The organism is Streptococcus sp. 29887, assembly GCF_032595075.1.
GTDB lineage: Bacteria > Bacillota > Bacilli > Lactobacillales > Streptococcaceae > Streptococcus > Streptococcus iners.
The window spans coordinates 1,014,965-1,030,778 of sequence record NZ_CP118735.1 but is presented as its reverse complement, the minus strand read 5'-3'; the positions used below and the strand labels follow the sequence as shown (position 1 = coordinate 1,030,778).

Here is a 15,814-nt window from a genome sequence, read left to right as displayed (position 1 = left end):
TTATTCTTGAATATTCAAAACAGGAGTTCCAAGCGCCAAACATGGCAAGGTTCCATGCAAACGAGTGGTAACGACAAAACGTGCTGACTGATAGAGGTAGAGGTAGTACTGAGCCACTTTCATCCGTTGAGAAGGGCTCATGTACTGGTGGTTGATATCCGCACTCATCCGAATAACCGGATAAATAGATTCTCTTGCCAACTTATCATAAACAGCATTGGGCAAATCAATCGCTAAGACAAAATCCTGCTTTTTCACATTCTTTTCTGGTTGAATGGTTAATGTCAAGCAACCAGACCAGTACGAGTCTACACCGATCGATTCAAGGAAGTCTTTGGTAGCTCCACTCCTCGCACCAACTGGACCATATTTTTTGAAAAATGCTCTATTTTCTTCTGTAGAAAATTGCTCTTGCACCGGATCATCGATAAACATCGATATCAATAGAGGATCGATTTTTTCATTTTTTAATGGAAAATTTTCCGGCCGATGTGAGTACCATCCGTTCATGATGATTTTTATTTCTTCATCCGTTTCCGCCTGAAACTCATTCATGTAATCACGATTGATGAAGTAGTCAATCCGTGGTAAAAAGCGACTGGTCGCAACGGATTGAATCTCATCTCCTATATTACCTGTTGTGTAACTAAAAAGGGCATATTTGGTCATGGCATTTCCTGCTTTCGGTTATTTCGTTCTAGTATAGCACAGAATAGCATGAATGCGAAGCTCGTAGCTTAGATTGTTCGAGCTTGACCTACCTCATTATTGATTTTAAAGACATACTTATGCCCCTGCGTCAAACTATGATAGAAGCCATCTCCCTCATAGACTTGGAAAATCTGCATGGTCTTGCGACTTTCCTCATCCTTGTAAACATGTTGGACATAAGGATTGTCCACAAAAACCTTCTCCAAGAGTTCTTGACTAGCCGGACGAGCTTTGCCCTCGATACGAATCACTTGAATCAAGTAGTCTTCTTCTGACAGGGCTGTTAGCGCAACACGCTCATCCCCCATCAATTGCTGATAGAAATGCGTTTCCGAACCCGTCATAAAGAAGATACCATCTTCATTGGCTGCTGTGATATGGATAGGACGCGCATGGGGATTTCCAGCTTCATCAACCGTCGCAAAAATCCCTAGCTTCATTCCTTCCAAAATTTCCATGACATCTTTGACTTCCATAAGTAGCCTCCTAGACTTACATTCTACCTAAATTATAGCAAATTCCATCCGGAAAGTTAAGGTAAACACACAAAAACCCTTCCGAATATTCCCCCCTCTAGCCCTGACGCCCACTCTTTAGCTGAGTTGTCTTTACATAGTCCCTAAACTGCCAAAGGCATAAAATGACCAACAACCTTCCCTACTATCTTAGGCTGGTCTTCATAGAAGGCAAACTTATCCGGATGGTCTGGATTGATGGACACGAGACGAAAACCTTCCTCCTCCCGATACACACGCTTGATATAGGTATGACCAAACCAGACAATGGCATATATACCGCCGTCATAATCAAAACCAGTCTCCTTGATAAGCGCCACCTCTCCTGATTGGAACATTGGCTCCATGGAATTCCCCTTAATCCAAGTCGCTACGTCATGGTCCATCTCTTTATCAAAATAGACCGTTTCTGTCTCAAACTCATCCTCAAAGCTCTCACCAGGCCCCGCCGACAGCAAAATATTGGTTCGAACCTGATAGGCCACAAATTGTACAGACTGCTCTTGTTCCTCCAATAAACGCCGTGAGTAACGTATCACCTTTCCTTGATGAGTGCTAGTCAGTTTATGGTAGACCGACAAGAGCTCAAAATCCAACTCAAAATAACCTTTAGCTACCCAAAAAGTCTCCTCCAAAGCTCGCAGATGCTTGGCATTGGGAACTGTCGTCTCCGATTCCCACTTAGAAATCGTCACCTTCCCAACACCAACCAGCTTCCCTAGATTTTCCTGCGTCATCTCATTGACCAAACGAATCGCTCGCAAACGCTCCCCTGAAAACATCCTTCACCTCAAGTTTCTTTATAAAGTAACTCTATTATACAAAATAAATGCTTAACTGACAAGGCTGAATTTTCCCTTCGACAACTAAATGGTCTATTTAGCCACAGAAGGAATTACGGAACACCGGTAAACAAGAAACAAGGCCAAGGCGATACACAAGCTATCCTGAACACCTTGAACAAGTACAAAAAACACCCCATGGTGTGAACCATGAAGTGTTGTAAATGCTGTAATGTAGCTGGTTCTTAACGTTTTGAGAACTGGCTAGCTTTACGAGCTTTCTTTAGACCTGGTTGGACCATTGTTTATTTCAACTAATTTCAAAAGCTTGCAATATCAACGTTTTCACTGTTTTTCAAAACCCAAAATTTCATCCAATTTCAACTACTTTCATCAAAATAAGGTAAATTTTCAAGCAAATTAAGCAAAATCGAACCAGAAAATACAAAAGTTTACCTTATAATGATTCTAGAAAATGGAAGCAACTAGTAGTATTCACTTTTATTTTTTGTATATATCATGTATAATGTATTTACAAATGCAGGAGGTATATCCGATGAATGTTTTATTACGCAAAACAGGTAACAGCACTGTTATCACTATCCCAAACGCTATTAAAGAAGCACTTGGTGCAGAAATTGGTGAAGAAATCGAATTCGTCACTTCAGGAAATAATGTCATCATCCGTAAAGCTGAACCAACATTTGACTTTGACAAAGAGTTAGAAAAAGCTATGAGCCAATACGATGAATTATTGAAAGAGTTGGTAGATAGATGAAATACCTATCCGCTGAAGACATTATCAAAATCAATGTCATGGTCATTGGCAAATATTCCCCAAAGGAACCAGTTGGGATAGCTGATCCAAATAGCCTTCAGATGATTGTTGAGCAGCCAAAACAAGAAATTTTTGGAAAAATACTCTATCCCGACATTTATAGTAAAGCTGCCATTATCTGGATAAACCTAATTAAGAAACACCCTTTCAAGAATGCTAACAAGCGAACTGCCGTGCTTGCTTTACATATGTTTCTAGCAATGAATGGATATCAATCCAATCTTTCCTTAAACGATGGACTGAAAAAAACGATTGATATTGCTACTTTTCAAGGTGACTTCGAGGAGCTAAAGGATTACATTATCCAGTTCTTGAAAGAAAAAAATCGAGTGTACAAAAAATAAAAAAGTGGTTATCGGCCGAGAAGTTGATAACCACTTTTTACTTTCTACTGTATTCTTATTACCAATAGTAACCTGACTGCAATTACTTATCAACATTGATTGCAGTTGTTTTTACTTAGAGCATCTGCTCTATCAATTACTTCAAGATAATAATTCCCGACTGTATTTTTTATATAGACAAGTAATAATAGTTTATATGAACCATCTACTCCCTCGAATAGACAAAAGATAAAATGAGATTGGTTTTCATTTGGGTTATTTGAAATAAATGATTTAGGAAATATGTAATTATCAGGATGTAAATCATCTGGTTTAAAAAAGTTAGTATTTTCATTTAAATGTATATGTACTGCATTAAACGAAAATAACCACTGTCTATACTTAGATTATCTTCTTTAAGATACGGTTTAAGCATATAGGTAGACTTTATTGTTCCTAAATTTTCATATATCCTGATTCTAGGCACCTCGATTTCCTTCTTCGCACCATTGAATGAAGCTTTTACTTTCGACTTACCTTCTATTTTATAAGAAATTGATAGCATAAAATGTTTTATTACCCTCAAAAATCTTATTAATGTTTTTTTCTTTTTACTACCAATCCTATACTTGCCAAACCAAGTCCAAACATTTGTAGTATTGAACTATTTGTTTGACCAGTACTCGGTAGGGTCTTTGTCCCTTCCACATGTGAATAAACTGTTTTTTCAGCTAATTTTGAAAGTACAGCATTGCTATTTTGGACTTTTCTTACTGTTGTATTTTCAGTTTTTAAACCCATATTTTTCAATGGTATTGATGACTATGCTTCTTGCTTGCCAGATTGGCTCTCAGTTTCAGGTTGCTTAGCAATTTTGACTTTAAGATAGCTCAAAAGATTCATTGATATAAATTTGCAATTCATTATTCATTAAAAGAAATTGATTCAAAAATAACGGATCATTTATTAGTCTATTCTATGTAAAGCAACTTCTCTAGAGGTCGCTTTTTTCTTATTTTCATCTAATTCAGCCCCAATATTAATAATTTTTTTTGAATATCAGACCTTAATTTCGCTAATGTATGTATAGATTGGATAAATTCATCAAACAGAACTACAAAATCCTCGAATCCGAGATTTTGCAATCGCAATAGAAGTTTCATCAATTTTTTCTTCAAATCCATACTGATAAATCAAGCTCAAATTGTTTCGTTCGACTGGTTTTAGGTGATTTGAAATGTAAAAACTTCTACAATGAAACAAATAATGTCGAAATTGAAAAACGTATTAACCTGTGTAACACTTTTTTCAAATATTGACATTATCCATCCAACAGAAGAAGATATCATTATTCAAGGAATTGAGATTGCATACACCTTTTCTATATTAGAAAAAATCTCATATCAGACAAGACTACTTCTACTAAGACTATTCTCAAAAGTTGAACAACCAAATAAGTCAAGGTATGTGGGAATTAATGACAATCCTTTTGATCATCACATCATTTCCTCAAAGTTAGGATACAACTACGCGATAGTATTATATGATAAAACAGCAAAAGCACAATCAGACAATTACTTAGAGAATATTAAAAACCATGGTTATAGAATTTATAGACTTGAGTTTGTAATAAAAAAAAGGGAAAATTAATGAATTGCTTGGATCACGAATCCTATCAGATATTTCTGACGAAACCATAAAAATTTTTTTAATGAACAGATCAACCTAGCCGTCAACAATCTCATTCTTGAAATAAAAAAATCAGTACAATTAACTGATAGGACATTGAATTACTATTTTAAAGAGTTTGGCAATAATGATTATATTCGTCGTTTTTTCTCTGGTATTCTAACTCCTGCACTAGAAAAATCCATGGCAATTGCTTTAGATGAAGAAATTTTTTGTCATTTAGAACTACTATTTATCAAGTCTTCTAAAAATAAAAGCCGGATCAGAAGACGATTGATTAATGAGTGTATTATTCAAAGTAAGGACAAGAAGTACATACTTTCAAAAATGATAACATGGCAAACCTTAATAATATTAAAAATTATGAACTCCTACATCTACTGTGACGAGATTCAATCAACAACTGTCAATCAAAATTTCAATGATGTGGGAATGAAAGTAATATCTCTAAAACCATTTAACAGCAAAACAAGGATAACTATCTATAACAACCTTCTCTCTTTGAGAACTAAGAGCACTACCATTGAAAAAATAATACTCGATAGATGGAAAAAATAGATCATAGAAAGTATATTATATATAAAACGATTGATTAAGTTAAGTAAGAGGCTAGGCAAAAACTAGCCAATAACTAAAAAATACACAGACAGATTAAGCTACTACTGATGAAATCCAGCCTAAGATGTATTGCAGTTTACAATACATCTTTTTTTAACCTTCAAATGGGCAGAATTTTGGACAAATTTTGATTATCATTGCACATTATTGCATAGCAACGAAAAATATTATAAAAAATAGAATTGAATTAAAAATAGAAAAAGCCTTATTAATCAAGGCTTTACATAGTTAGCAACTCTATTTTATCGTTGATTTACGTCTTCTCTCACACCATGGTAATAATTCAACCATTGAATAATTGCCATGTAAAACCTCCTTTGTATTACTTCATTGAAAAAAGCCGTCAAACGGCTTGTTTTGTCCTATTATAGCAAAATTAAAAATACCTACAATCTTCGTTTACATACTTAATTGTAGGTATTTAAATTCTAAAATCTATTGGTTAAAACAATTCTTTATAAAAAGCGATGGTTTCTTCCAATGTTGGCATGAATGGATTACCTGGTGCACAGGCATCAATCAAGGCATTCTTAGATAGGTATTCAAAGTCAAACTCTTCTTCCTTGATGTCCAACTCTGTCAATTTCTTAGGAATACCAACTTTAGCCGACAATTCTTCAATTTGTGCAATGGCGTAGTCTGCACATTCTTCATCAGATTTACCTGCAATATCAAGTCCCAGTGCTTTAGCAACATCACGGAAGGCTGCAGGCACACGTTTGGCATTTTCACGTTCGATGATCGGTAAAATCATAGCACAGCACACACCGTGTGGCAGATCATAGACAGCCCCCAATTGGTGAGCCATAGAATGCACATAGCCTAGACCAGCATTGTTGAAACTCATACCGCCCAAGAAAATAGCATGGACCATAGCTTCCCGAGCTTCGATATCCTGTCCATTCTCAACTGCACGAGGTAAGTACTCTTTAATAAGCTCAATCGCACCCATAGAGAGTTTCTTCGTCACGCCATAAGCACCCGGTGTTACCAAAGCTTCAATAGCATGAGTTAAAGCATCCATACCTGTCGCTGCTGTCAGAGCCGCTGGTTTAGAGAGCATCAGTTCAGGGTCATTGACTGACATGACAGCCAAGCTATTTTTGTCTACCATAACCATTTTTACCTTACGTTCTTCATCGGTAATAACATAGTTAATGGTAATTTCAGCAGAGGTGCCCGCTGTTGTGTTGATAGCCACAACAGGCAAACCAAGTTTTTCAGACTTATGAAGACCTTCATAGTCTTGCGGTTTTCCACCATTAGTTGCCATAATGGAAATACAGCTTGCCGCATCTTGAGGTGATCCGCCACCAACTGAGATGATGAAATCACAGTCATTTTCTTGAAGAGTAGCTAGTCCATCATAAACATTTTTACAGGTTGGGTTTGGATCAACCTGACTGAATACCACATAGTTTACTCCTGCTTCATCCAGAGGCTTGGTTACCTTAGGAAGAATATCGCTAGTGCGGATAAATTCATCCGTCACAAGCAGAGCCTTCTTATAACCCAAATCCTTAACGTAACCACCGATTTCATTGACACAACCGCGACCAATCAAGTTGACCGCTGGGACGTAAAATGTTGCCATAGACAACCTCCTGTAAGATTTATAGTAGTTAATGACATTGTTTTTCTTTATGTTATTATACTATAATTCTTAGATGTATTCAACTATTATGTGACGTTTTTAACAAAATAAAATGATATCTAAAACTCCTAACCTTGCTTGCAATCATATTACATTTCATTCTGATTTACTCAGCTGGCAATTTGAAATATCCCTGTCCAGTTTGCAAAGGCTTCCTTACGCATTTTTTCAATTTCTACTCGGAAAGCTTGGGCAAGACTGGCACGATTGAAGGATGGAGCTATTTTGTGTCTATCTGTCATCACTTTTTGAACTAGGGTTTCTACCTCTTCTCCATCCCTAATTCCTATATTCCAAAGTTCTTGTAGAACACTTGTATGAAACTGTTTTTCGTATTCTTTCATGGCCTCAATGGTCCAGTAATATTCACTACTTTCATCTTTTAACCATTTCCAAACAACATCAGCTTGCTTGGACTTTGGCTTTTCTACTTCACAGGCCTGACACAGCAATAACTGGTTGGATAAGCTTTCTACATGAAACCATTTCCCTGAAACAATCGGAACATTTTTTACTCCACAAGTGCTGTGGCAGCGCCAGCAAAAAGGGCTTAATGTTTCAGTATTCTTTAAAATACCTAAGTCCAGCAATTGGTCCGACCAATATTCTACAACTGACAAGAGGTTGGTCGTTTTCTTATTCCAAATAAACATGTTCATATCTACCTTTCTACATTCTTTCCAGCATCTGGGCTTGAACTAAACTAGCTTGTATCATTGCTAATTCTACAAGACAAGCAAGATTGGTTAAGTCTACATTTTCAAACATTCGGTGAGAGATAAATAACTTTGGTTGTAATCTCGTGAGCGGTTTTGCCCAGTCTTGAATGCCATCATCAAATTGTTTTACTGACTGAAAATAAACTTGACTAACCAACATATAGGCTCTGCTATTTAACAAATAAGCATAATCCTGCATTAAATCACGACAAAATGAGGCTAGCCATACTGCTGCATACTTTTCTTCATCCTCTAGATAATGATTTAATAGCTGAAAAGTTAGCAGACTACCTCTACTCATTTCAGGACTAACTACTTGAAACTTGCTTTCCTTGCTCATCAAGGGATGCAAATGAAAATGTTCTGCATAGACTTCCCATTCTCTGTAAATATCTGCCCAAGTAATCTCAAGATTATTTTTCATTTCTACACACTCCAACTAGGATTTGATACCATCATAACACCATTTTTGATTTTTGTCAAACACGTTAAACAATGTTTGTCAAAAAAATATTCTTGTGGTATAATATGTTAAACAAAGCGAGGTACTGGCATGATTCTAGGTGATATCTTAAAAGAATTTCGAACTAAAAACAAACTATCTATGGATAGGTTTGCAGAACTTTCTGGTTTAACAAAGGGATATATTTCTATGTTAGAAAAAAATCAGCATCCTAAAACAAAAAAAGCTCTCCTTCCCACCATGGAAACACTGGAGAAGGTTGCAAAAGGCATGAACATAGCTGTTTCTGATTTGGTTCAGAAACTTGATGACGACCAAGCTATAGCCCTGACGCTTACCCCTGCCCAATTTGGACAATTTAAACAATCTATTTCTCAGCAAGCGCAAGTTTTAGATCAGACACTAGAGGGTGAATTTCATGACAGGTGGATTGCTTTCGGGCAAGAACAAGTAGCAGCAATGCAAACCTCTAATTCTAAATCAGCAACTGTACTTCATCTAGATGACTACCGTGAACGAACGGAATTGGCTGTTCCTGGCAAGGTTTCAGCTGGTACTGGCTACTGGCAGGATACAGACTTTGACAACCTAGTATCCTTTTATAGCGAAGATATCCCTGAAAATTATCAATATGATACAATCGCTCAGGTTGTCGGAGATTCCATGGCACCTAGTATTCAGGATGGGGACTACCTCTTTATTCGTCTGACACCAGACATTCCTCTGAACTCAATTGGGATTTTCTCAGTTAATGGGGAAAATTTTGTTAAAAAATACAAGGGCTCTTACTTACAATCCCTCAACCCTGACTATGAGGATATTTATTTAAACCAGGAAGATGACATCCGTCCAATCGGTAGAGTAATTGCTGTCTATAGTCAATCCTAACATATAGGAAAGCCAAACATAACAATAGCGAAAAGGAGGCCTTTCAGCCTCCCTTTTGTCTTTTAAATTGGAAAAGTCCATTACCAAAGTTGCACGACAAATAGTTAATGATTAAGTAATTATTCTGCTACCCTTATGTCTTTGATTGTCCTCTTATTTTGTTGTCTAAGTGTGGAGATTGCTTATTATGATGAAAATCACTAGAGGTTTTCTGATTTTCTTGGTTGCTAGCCAAGGATCTACCTTGACCATACAGTATTTACGACACGAATAAGGATTAGCCTACTTTTGATTGAACTGGGTAGCAAGGCTAAGTGTGAGTGAATGCTAAGCATTTTGCCAACAGATGCCTTTGGGCATCAAAGTAGGGATAACGGACTTTTCCCCTATTAGCCATCGTCCTTTGGAGAAAATGGCTAGTAGTTAGCTTGATTAAATGAACGCTGGAATACTCCTTTCAACCAGGATAGATGGCGTTCAACATCTCAACTTCATTATCTGATTTCTTCTAAGAATAGTATACCACTTTTAGAAAACGCTATCAAACAATTATGTGCTCGAATGTTATTTTTTATTGCTCAATTTTTTTAACATATGCTTCCCACATCTTCTGCTGGGGTTTGGCAAAGGGATAGATAGGAAAATCTTCTACGGAAACCCATTTTAATTCTTTGGTTCCTAGAAGTTTGGTTGTTTCTGCAACTCCTTCGACCAATTCTATCTGCCATTTGCGGTGACTGAAAATGTGCTGAACGGTGTCAAATTCTTGCTTCTGCCAATCAACAGCCATGCCATAATGTTCTGTAAAGCTCTGCCGAATATCTAGTTGTACAACTTCTTCTGCAACTTCAAAGAGGGAAACTTGTTTGTCAACGACTGCCCCTTTTTCCAAAAGCGGAAAGGACCAAAACCCCGATAAGAGCCCGGCTTCATTATTTTTTTCCAATAAAAATTGATTGTCTTTATTGCGGATAATAAAACCTTGATATGCAACTGGAACTGGCTTTTTCTTTGGTGCTTTGATAGGGTACTTGTCCATGGTGCCGTTTAAATAGGCCGCGCTAAAGTCTTTGACTGGACTGTCCTGGGGGCGTGGGTTGACTGGTGATTCTATATCAGAACCCAAATCCATCAAAGCCTGGTTGAAATCTCCGGGTCTGTCGGGGTCTATCAAAATTTCCATCACAGCTTGAAAAATCTTGCGATTAGCTGGCAAGCCAATGTCGTAATCCACTTCAAATAGACGACTGAGAACACGCATAACATTGCCATCCACTGCTGGCTCTGGCAAGTTAAAGGCAATACTTGAAATGGCTCCAGCAGTATAGGGACCTATGCCTTTCAAACTAGAAATTTCCGCATGCGTGGTCGGAAATTGCCCTGCAAAGTCGTCCACCATTTGTTGAGCTGCCTGTTGCATATTGCGAACACGGGAATAATACCCCAAACCTTCCCATAGTTTGAGAATGACCTCCTCTGGAGCCTTAGCCAAATCAGCAATAGTCGGCAAGTGATGAAGAAACCGTTCGTAGTAAGGAATAACAGTATCCACCCGTGTCTGTTGGAGCATGATTTCGGATACCCAGATTGCATACGGATCCCTGGTTCTTCTCCAAGGTAAATCTCTTTTATTGGCATCATACCAATCCAAAAGTGCCTTACGAAAAGCTTGAGCCTTTTCTTCAGGCCACATATCAATTCCATATTCTTTCAAATCTAACATAAATCTAGTATAACACAAAGAAAAGGAGCTAGCTTTTGCTAACTCCAACTATTTATTTTTCTATCTTTCCAGTCACAAACATGGTAAAACTTGCTGAGGCGATTAATTTACCATCTTGATTTTCTATCTTTACCTCAACGACCTTTGTTCTGTTACCATCATGGCTACAAGCTCCAATGACAGATAGGTCATCACCAGGTTTAGCCGCTTTCAGATAGTGGATATTGGATTGCAGAGTTACTGCATATGAACCTTGGGCCACAATCGTTAATCCTGCAACCGAATCAGCAAGTGTAAAGAGATAGCCTCCATGTGCCATTCCATATGGATTTAAAGAACTCTCTGACACTGTAGTTGTTAACATAACTCGTTGATTATCAAGCATCTCGACCGAATAGTCGTCCAATACTGTAATAGAGTTTAATTTCAGTTTATCTAACATCTAATCCTCCTCCAATTGCTGGCTTGTTTGCATTTGGTAATAGATACCTTTTTTAGCCATTAAATCATCATGATTGCCTTGCTCAACAATTTTTCCATCCACCATAACTAAAATCAAGTCAGCTGACTGAATGGTTGACAATCGGTGGGCAATGATGAAGCTGGTCCGCCCTTCCATCAACTTGCCAAAGGCTTCTTGTACCAAGAGTTCCGTCCGTGTATCGATGGAGGAGGTTGCCTCATCCAATATCAATATTTTAGGGATTTTAACAAAAACACGCGCAATGGACAAGAGCTGACGTTGGCCTTGTGATAAGGATGCACCTCCGTCTGTCAATACCGTATCGTACCCTTCTGGCAACTGGCGAATAAAGAAGTCTGCATTGGCTGCCTTAGCCGCTTCAATGACCAATTCCCTTGTGGCATTGGGATAGCCATAGGCAATATTGTCATGAATGGTCCCAGATTTTATCCAAGTCTCCTGTAAAACCATGCCAATCTGTCTGCGAAGGTCCTCTCGGCTATACTGGCTAATCGGAACACCGTCCAAAACAATCTGACCAGCCGTCACATCATAGAAGCGCATAAGTAGGTTAATCATGGTTGATTTACCTGCTCCTGTTGGTCCAACAATAGCAATTTTCTGGCCGGATTTAACTTCAATATTTAAAGCTTCTATCAAAGATTGGTCATCTCTATAAGCGAAAGACACATTTTCAAAGGAAATAGCTCCCTTTAACTCCTCTGAATCGATTTTCCGCTCTGCCTGATCGTCAATACTAGCTTGATCCAAGATAACAAACAGCCTGTCTGCACAAGCTAAAGCGCTCTGCAATTCCGAAAGGACCGAAGAAATTTCATTAAAGGGCTTACTGTACTGACTAGCATAATTGAGAAAAGTTGTCAGCGAGCCAACGGTAAAATGACCAGCCATAATCCTCATAGCACCCAGACCAGCTAGCAAGGCATAGATGAGTGCATTGACAAAGCGGGTACTTGGATTGACCGTTGAAGAGGCGAAAATCGCTTTTTGAGAATAGGTCGCATATTGTTCATTAACTGCTTGAAAATGTTCTGTAAATTGCTCCTGGGCATTGAAAGACTGAACCAAGGTCAACTGGCTGATGGATTCCTCAAGCAACTGGGACTGTTGACCTCGCGCCTGAGTTTGCTTTCTATAATAACCATAGGACTTCTTGGCGATATAGCGTGCTATAATCAGCGAAAGCGGGGTCAAGGCTACGACGACCAGCATCATGGTCATATCTAGCCTAGCCATTGTAAAAATGGTTAGGAATATGGTTAACAGACCAAGGAAAAATTGGTTAAAAATCATTAGCAAGCCATTGGTCAACTGCTCACTATCACTTGCAAAACGAGCGACCAAGTCACCAACAGACTGACGGTCTAAATAAGATAAGGGCAGCTGATGCAACTTAATATAGACCTGCTCACGCAAATCTGCAACCATACCATAGACCAAACGATTGGTTTCAAGGGGGAGATAGGATTGCACCAAGGTATTGAGCACGATAACAAGACCCATTTCCCCCAGTAAGACAAGCAAAATCTGCCTATCTGCTAGTAACACCGCATCAACAGCTTGACCAATCAATATTGGTAGATAGACAGTTAACAAGACCTGAGCTACTGTTCCGATCAGCAACAAGGACATTCTAAGAGGCTGCTTTAAAACCAATCGAATCAGTTGCTTAAAACTAGATTGTTTCATGGCTGTCCTCCTCCTTATGTTGAGATTGGTCGATTTCTTGGTAAATAGCAGAGCTTCTCAGCAAATCTTCATGGCGACCAAGTCCAACTTGGTGACCTTGATCCAAAACTAAAATCTGATCTGCCCTACGCAAACTATTGGTTCTTTGTGACACCATAATCAAGGTCTGTTCCGGAAATTCTTGACGAATTGCTGCCAATAAGCGGCTTTCCGTCAAATAATCCAGAGCGGATGTTGCATCGTCCAAAATCAATATTGGAGCCTTCTGTAAAATAGCACGCGCAATGGTCAAGCGTTGTCTTTGTCCGCCAGAAAAATTCTTCCCAAAGGCTTCTACAGAACTATCCAGACCACCTTTTTCCTCAACGAAAGATTTAGCCTGTGCAATTTCCAATGCAGACCACAAGTCGCTATCCGCCACAGTGTCTAATCCCAATGAGAGATTGGAACGAACAGTTCCGGCGAAGAGTTGTGCCTCTTGAGGAACTATCGCTATTTGTTGCCGCCAAGTTTTCAAATTCCGAGGACTTTTCCCATCAATATAAAGAGAAAGTTGCTTGGTCGGCATGGCATAGAGAGCCTGTAGTAAATCTACTAGGGTAGATTTACCTGAACCTGTACCGCCGATAATCCCCATAAACTGCCCCTTGCGCAGTTGGAAGTTTATGTTAACCAAGGATTCTTCAGCTGATTTTGGGTAAGCAAATGTAAGATCATGAACTGAGAAAACCAATTCCTGGTCCCTACTATTAATCACAGGCAAATCAGCTTCCACATCCTCAGATTCTTGTTCAAAAACCTCTTGGATACGCTGGGCTGAAATATAGGTCTGATTAAGGGTAGAAACAACCATAATCATCTTAACCAGCTCAACCAGAATTTGCAAAAGATAGTTGATGAGGGCAACCAACATCCCTTGTTCAAGTAAGTTTTGTGAAACTGCACCATTTCCCTGCCAGATGAGAATGAGCAAGGTGGTATTAACAACAAGAAAAGTCAGGGGAGATAGGAGGCTAGACCCAAAACCAGCCTGCAACTGGTGTTTCTTGTATGTCCGGTTGATGCCCTGGAAAGTCTTGATTTCACGCGCTTTTTGTCCGAATGCACGAATAACCCTCCAACCCATAACCGTTTCTCCTACCTGCCCTACCAAACTATCTACATCCTTGCGGATGGATTGATACATGCGGCTAGTAATAATGGAAATTCCTGTCACTATGATAAGTAAGAGGATAATCATTCCTAGAAAATAGACAGACAAACTTGGACTAATGTAGAAGGCCATCATCAGCGAACCAAATACAACAATCGGCGCCCGTAAAAATAAGCGTAAAAATGTATTGATTCCTGTCTGAATTTGCAAGGTATCACTGGTCAGTCTGGTCAATAGACTTGAAGACGACAGAATATCCCGACTAGATTTTGGGAGCGAAAGAACCTTCTGGTACAAGTCATTGGTCAAAGCTTTTGTCACTCCAACCGCTGCCTTAGCTGAGAAATACTGGGCAGTGAGTGAAACGAAAATACCGACACAAGCTAGACCAACCAATAATAAAAGCATGGCAACCAGGTCCCCCTGATTGCCATTTGGAATGATTGTATCAACAATGAAAGCGATAATTAAAGGGACTAGGAGCTCAAAACTAGCTTCTAATAGTTTAAAAACCGGACCTAGAATCGCTTCCTTCTGATAGGGTTTAAAATATCTAAAAAATCTTTTCATCCGTTTATTCAGCAGCAATTGCTTGTGCAGCTGTGATGATACCAAGCTTGTAAACATCTTCTGAACTGCATCCACGTGAAAGATCGTTCACAGGCTTATTCAAACCTTGCAAGACCGGACCTACCGCTTCGTAACCACCAAGACGCTCAACTACTTTGTAAGTAATGTTGCCTGCTTCAATAGCTGGGAAGACAAAGACATTGGCTTGACCTGCTACTGGACTTCCAGGCGCTTTCAAACGAGCTGTATCAGGAACCAAGGCAGCATCCATCTGCAGTTCTCCGTCAATCAAAAGGTCTGGGCGAAGTTCTTGAGCCAGGCGAGTTGCTTCTACAACCTTATCAACACGTGGACCTGAACCTGAACCTTTTGTAGAATATGAAATCATTGCTACTTTCGGATCGATACCAAATGTTTTAGCAGTTTCTGCTGATTGGATTGCAATCTCTGCCAAGGTTTCTGCATCTGGTTCAATGTTGATTGCACAGTCACCAAAGACAAACTTGTGCTGGTCTTTAACCATCAAGAAGACACCCGAAGTACGCTTAACACCTGGCTTAGTTTTAATAATTTGAAGGGCAGGACGTACAGTATCTGCTGTTGAGTGGATAGCACCTGACACCATACCTTCTGCTAATCCCATTTGCACCAACATAACACCAAAGTAGTTGACATCACGCAAAATTTCATCAGCTTGTGCTTCATCAACCTTGCCTTTACGAAGAGTAACAAATTCATGTTTCATGGCATCAAAGTTTCCGTAGTTATTAGGGTCAATAACTGTGATACCAGGGTTTGAGAAACCAAAGTCTGTCAACAAAGTATGGACAGCTTCAGGTACACCTAGGATAATTGGCTCCACCAAGCCTTCAAATTTCAAACGAGCTGCTGCACGCACGACACGCTCATCTGTACCTTCTGGGAAAACGATACGTAGTTTTTTACCTACGATTTTTTGCTTCATTTCACCAAATAAATTCCGAATTTCCATCTAA

General features: G+C 38.9%; 17 protein-coding genes. 5 read left to right on the top strand and 12 right to left on the bottom strand.

Annotation, left to right across the window (positions count from 1 at the left end):
• The 3 genes from PW252_RS05210 to PW252_RS05200 form a co-directional block, all read right to left on the bottom strand.
• Positions 1–669, bottom strand: a complete 669-nt coding sequence (locus PW252_RS05210) for a polysaccharide pyruvyl transferase family protein (RefSeq protein WP_248050506.1) — start codon at positions 667–669, stop codon at positions 1–3.
• A gap of 68 nt (positions 670–737) precedes the next feature.
• A complete protein-coding gene (locus PW252_RS05205; RefSeq protein ID WP_248050507.1) occupies positions 738–1,187 on the bottom strand; it encodes a pyridoxamine 5'-phosphate oxidase family protein in 450 nt (149 codons plus the stop codon).
• A gap of 143 nt (positions 1,188–1,330) precedes the next feature.
• On the bottom strand, positions 1,331–2,008 hold the full coding sequence (locus tag PW252_RS05200) for a LexA family transcriptional regulator (RefSeq protein WP_248050510.1): 678 nt from the start codon (positions 2,006–2,008) through the stop codon (positions 1,331–1,333).
• Positions 2,009–2,564: 556 nt separating this feature from the next.
• Between PW252_RS05200 and PW252_RS05195 the strand changes: the two genes are divergently transcribed.
• Together PW252_RS05195 and PW252_RS05190 are read left to right on the top strand one after the other, a co-directional pair.
• On the top strand, positions 2,565–2,786 hold the full coding sequence (locus PW252_RS05195) for an AbrB/MazE/SpoVT family DNA-binding domain-containing protein (protein WP_248050514.1): 222 nt from the start codon (positions 2,565–2,567) through the stop codon (positions 2,784–2,786).
• Positions 2,783–3,190, top strand: a complete 408-nt coding sequence (locus PW252_RS05190; protein WP_248050518.1) for a type II toxin-antitoxin system death-on-curing family toxin — start codon at positions 2,783–2,785, stop codon at positions 3,188–3,190. Before PW252_RS05195 ends, PW252_RS05190 begins: the two co-directional genes overlap by 4 nt.
• Positions 3,191–3,763: 573 nt before the next feature.
• Here PW252_RS05190 and PW252_RS05185 read toward each other — a convergent pair.
• Entirely contained in the window at positions 3,764–3,970 is a 207-nt protein-coding gene (locus PW252_RS05185) for an LPXTG cell wall anchor domain-containing protein (RefSeq protein ID WP_248050519.1), read from the bottom strand.
• 465 nt (positions 3,971–4,435) lie between these two features.
• Here PW252_RS05185 and PW252_RS05180 point away from each other — a divergent pair, with 465 nt between their 5' ends.
• Together PW252_RS05180 and PW252_RS05175 are read left to right on the top strand one after the other, a co-directional pair.
• Positions 4,436–4,819, top strand: coding sequence for a hypothetical protein (locus PW252_RS05180; protein WP_248050523.1), 384 nt, complete (start codon positions 4,436–4,438; stop codon positions 4,817–4,819).
• A 135-nt stretch (positions 4,820–4,954) separates the two neighbouring features.
• The gene (locus PW252_RS05175) at positions 4,955–5,416 is read left to right on the top strand and encodes a hypothetical protein (RefSeq protein ID WP_248050526.1); all 462 of its coding nucleotides are present in this window, start codon (positions 4,955–4,957) and stop codon (positions 5,414–5,416) included.
• A gap of 502 nt (positions 5,417–5,918) precedes the next feature.
• Here PW252_RS05175 and PW252_RS05170 read toward each other — a convergent pair.
• The 3 genes from PW252_RS05170 to PW252_RS05160 form a co-directional block, all read right to left on the bottom strand.
• Positions 5,919–7,070 carry an iron-containing alcohol dehydrogenase gene (locus PW252_RS05170; RefSeq protein WP_105117912.1) on the bottom strand — a complete coding sequence of 384 codons (1,152 nt, stop codon included), beginning with the start codon at positions 7,068–7,070 and terminating at the stop codon, positions 5,919–5,921.
• Between the two features lie 170 nt (positions 7,071–7,240).
• A complete protein-coding gene (locus PW252_RS05165) occupies positions 7,241–7,789 on the bottom strand; it encodes a hypothetical protein (protein ID WP_316716853.1) in 549 nt (182 codons plus the stop codon).
• Between the two features lie 10 nt (positions 7,790–7,799).
• Positions 7,800–8,273 (bottom strand): hypothetical protein, encoded by a 474-nt coding sequence (locus PW252_RS05160; protein ID WP_248050532.1) that lies wholly within the window; start codon positions 8,271–8,273, stop codon positions 7,800–7,802.
• 129 nt (positions 8,274–8,402) lie between these two features.
• On the opposite strand from PW252_RS05160, the gene PW252_RS05155 reads away from it, so the two are divergent.
• On the top strand, positions 8,403–9,200 hold the full coding sequence (locus PW252_RS05155) for a helix-turn-helix domain-containing protein (RefSeq protein ID WP_316716852.1): 798 nt from the start codon (positions 8,403–8,405) through the stop codon (positions 9,198–9,200).
• Between the two features lie 571 nt (positions 9,201–9,771).
• Here the strand turns inward: PW252_RS05155 and mutY are convergent.
• From mutY to pta, 5 genes are read right to left on the bottom strand one after another with little or no spacing between them, the layout of a single operon-like run.
• Positions 9,772–10,923 carry an A/G-specific adenine glycosylase gene (gene mutY, locus PW252_RS05150; protein ID WP_248050537.1) on the bottom strand — a complete coding sequence of 384 codons (1,152 nt, stop codon included), beginning with the start codon at positions 10,921–10,923 and terminating at the stop codon, positions 9,772–9,774.
• Positions 10,924–10,975: 52 nt separating this feature from the next.
• Positions 10,976–11,365 (bottom strand): PaaI family thioesterase, encoded by a 390-nt coding sequence (locus tag PW252_RS05145; RefSeq protein WP_248050539.1) that lies wholly within the window; start codon positions 11,363–11,365, stop codon positions 10,976–10,978.
• A complete protein-coding gene (locus PW252_RS05140; RefSeq protein ID WP_248050540.1) occupies positions 11,366–13,096 on the bottom strand; it encodes an ABC transporter ATP-binding protein in 1,731 nt (576 codons plus the stop codon).
• Positions 13,083–14,819 carry an ABC transporter ATP-binding protein gene (locus PW252_RS05135; protein WP_248050542.1) on the bottom strand — a complete coding sequence of 579 codons (1,737 nt, stop codon included), beginning with the start codon at positions 14,817–14,819 and terminating at the stop codon, positions 13,083–13,085. Before PW252_RS05135 ends, PW252_RS05140 begins: the two co-directional genes overlap by 14 nt.
• Before the next feature lie 4 nt (positions 14,820–14,823).
• Positions 14,824–15,810, bottom strand: coding sequence for a phosphate acetyltransferase (pta, locus tag PW252_RS05130; RefSeq protein WP_105117919.1), 987 nt, complete (start codon positions 15,808–15,810; stop codon positions 14,824–14,826).
• Between the last annotated feature and the right edge of the window lie 4 nt (positions 15,811–15,814).

Coding starts and splice junctions, on each gene's coding strand:
- PW252_RS05210 (WP_248050506.1), bottom strand. CDS start 669: ATGACCAAATATGCCCTTTTTAGTTACACAACAGGTAATATAGGAGAT.
- PW252_RS05205 (WP_248050507.1), bottom strand. CDS start 1,187: ATGGAAGTCAAAGATGTCATGGAAATTTTGGAAGGAATGAAGCTAGGG.
- PW252_RS05200 (WP_248050510.1), bottom strand. CDS start 2,008: ATGTTTTCAGGGGAGCGTTTGCGAGCGATTCGTTTGGTCAATGAGATG.
- PW252_RS05195 (WP_248050514.1), top strand. CDS start 2,565: ATGAATGTTTTATTACGCAAAACAGGTAACAGCACTGTTATCACTATC.
- PW252_RS05190 (WP_248050518.1), top strand. CDS start 2,783: ATGAAATACCTATCCGCTGAAGACATTATCAAAATCAATGTCATGGTC.
- PW252_RS05185 (WP_248050519.1), bottom strand. CDS start 3,970: ATGGGTTTAAAAACTGAAAATACAACAGTAAGAAAAGTCCAAAATAGC.
- PW252_RS05180 (WP_248050523.1), top strand. CDS start 4,436: ATGTCGAAATTGAAAAACGTATTAACCTGTGTAACACTTTTTTCAAAT.
- PW252_RS05170 (WP_105117912.1), bottom strand. CDS start 7,070: ATGGCAACATTTTACGTCCCAGCGGTCAACTTGATTGGTCGCGGTTGT.
- PW252_RS05165 (WP_316716853.1), bottom strand. CDS start 7,789: ATGAACATGTTTATTTGGAATAAGAAAACGACCAACCTCTTGTCAGTT.
- PW252_RS05160 (WP_248050532.1), bottom strand. CDS start 8,273: ATGAAAAATAATCTTGAGATTACTTGGGCAGATATTTACAGAGAATGG.
- PW252_RS05155 (WP_316716852.1), top strand. CDS start 8,403: ATGATTCTAGGTGATATCTTAAAAGAATTTCGAACTAAAAACAAACTA.
- mutY (WP_248050537.1), bottom strand. CDS start 10,923: ATGTTAGATTTGAAAGAATATGGAATTGATATGTGGCCTGAAGAAAAG.
- PW252_RS05145 (WP_248050539.1), bottom strand. CDS start 11,365: ATGTTAGATAAACTGAAATTAAACTCTATTACAGTATTGGACGACTAT.
- PW252_RS05140 (WP_248050540.1), bottom strand. CDS start 13,096: ATGAAACAATCTAGTTTTAAGCAACTGATTCGATTGGTTTTAAAGCAG.
- PW252_RS05135 (WP_248050542.1), bottom strand. CDS start 14,819: ATGAAAAGATTTTTTAGATATTTTAAACCCTATCAGAAGGAAGCGATT.
- pta (WP_105117919.1), bottom strand. CDS start 15,810: ATGGAAATTCGGAATTTATTTGGTGAAATGAAGCAAAAAATCGTAGGT.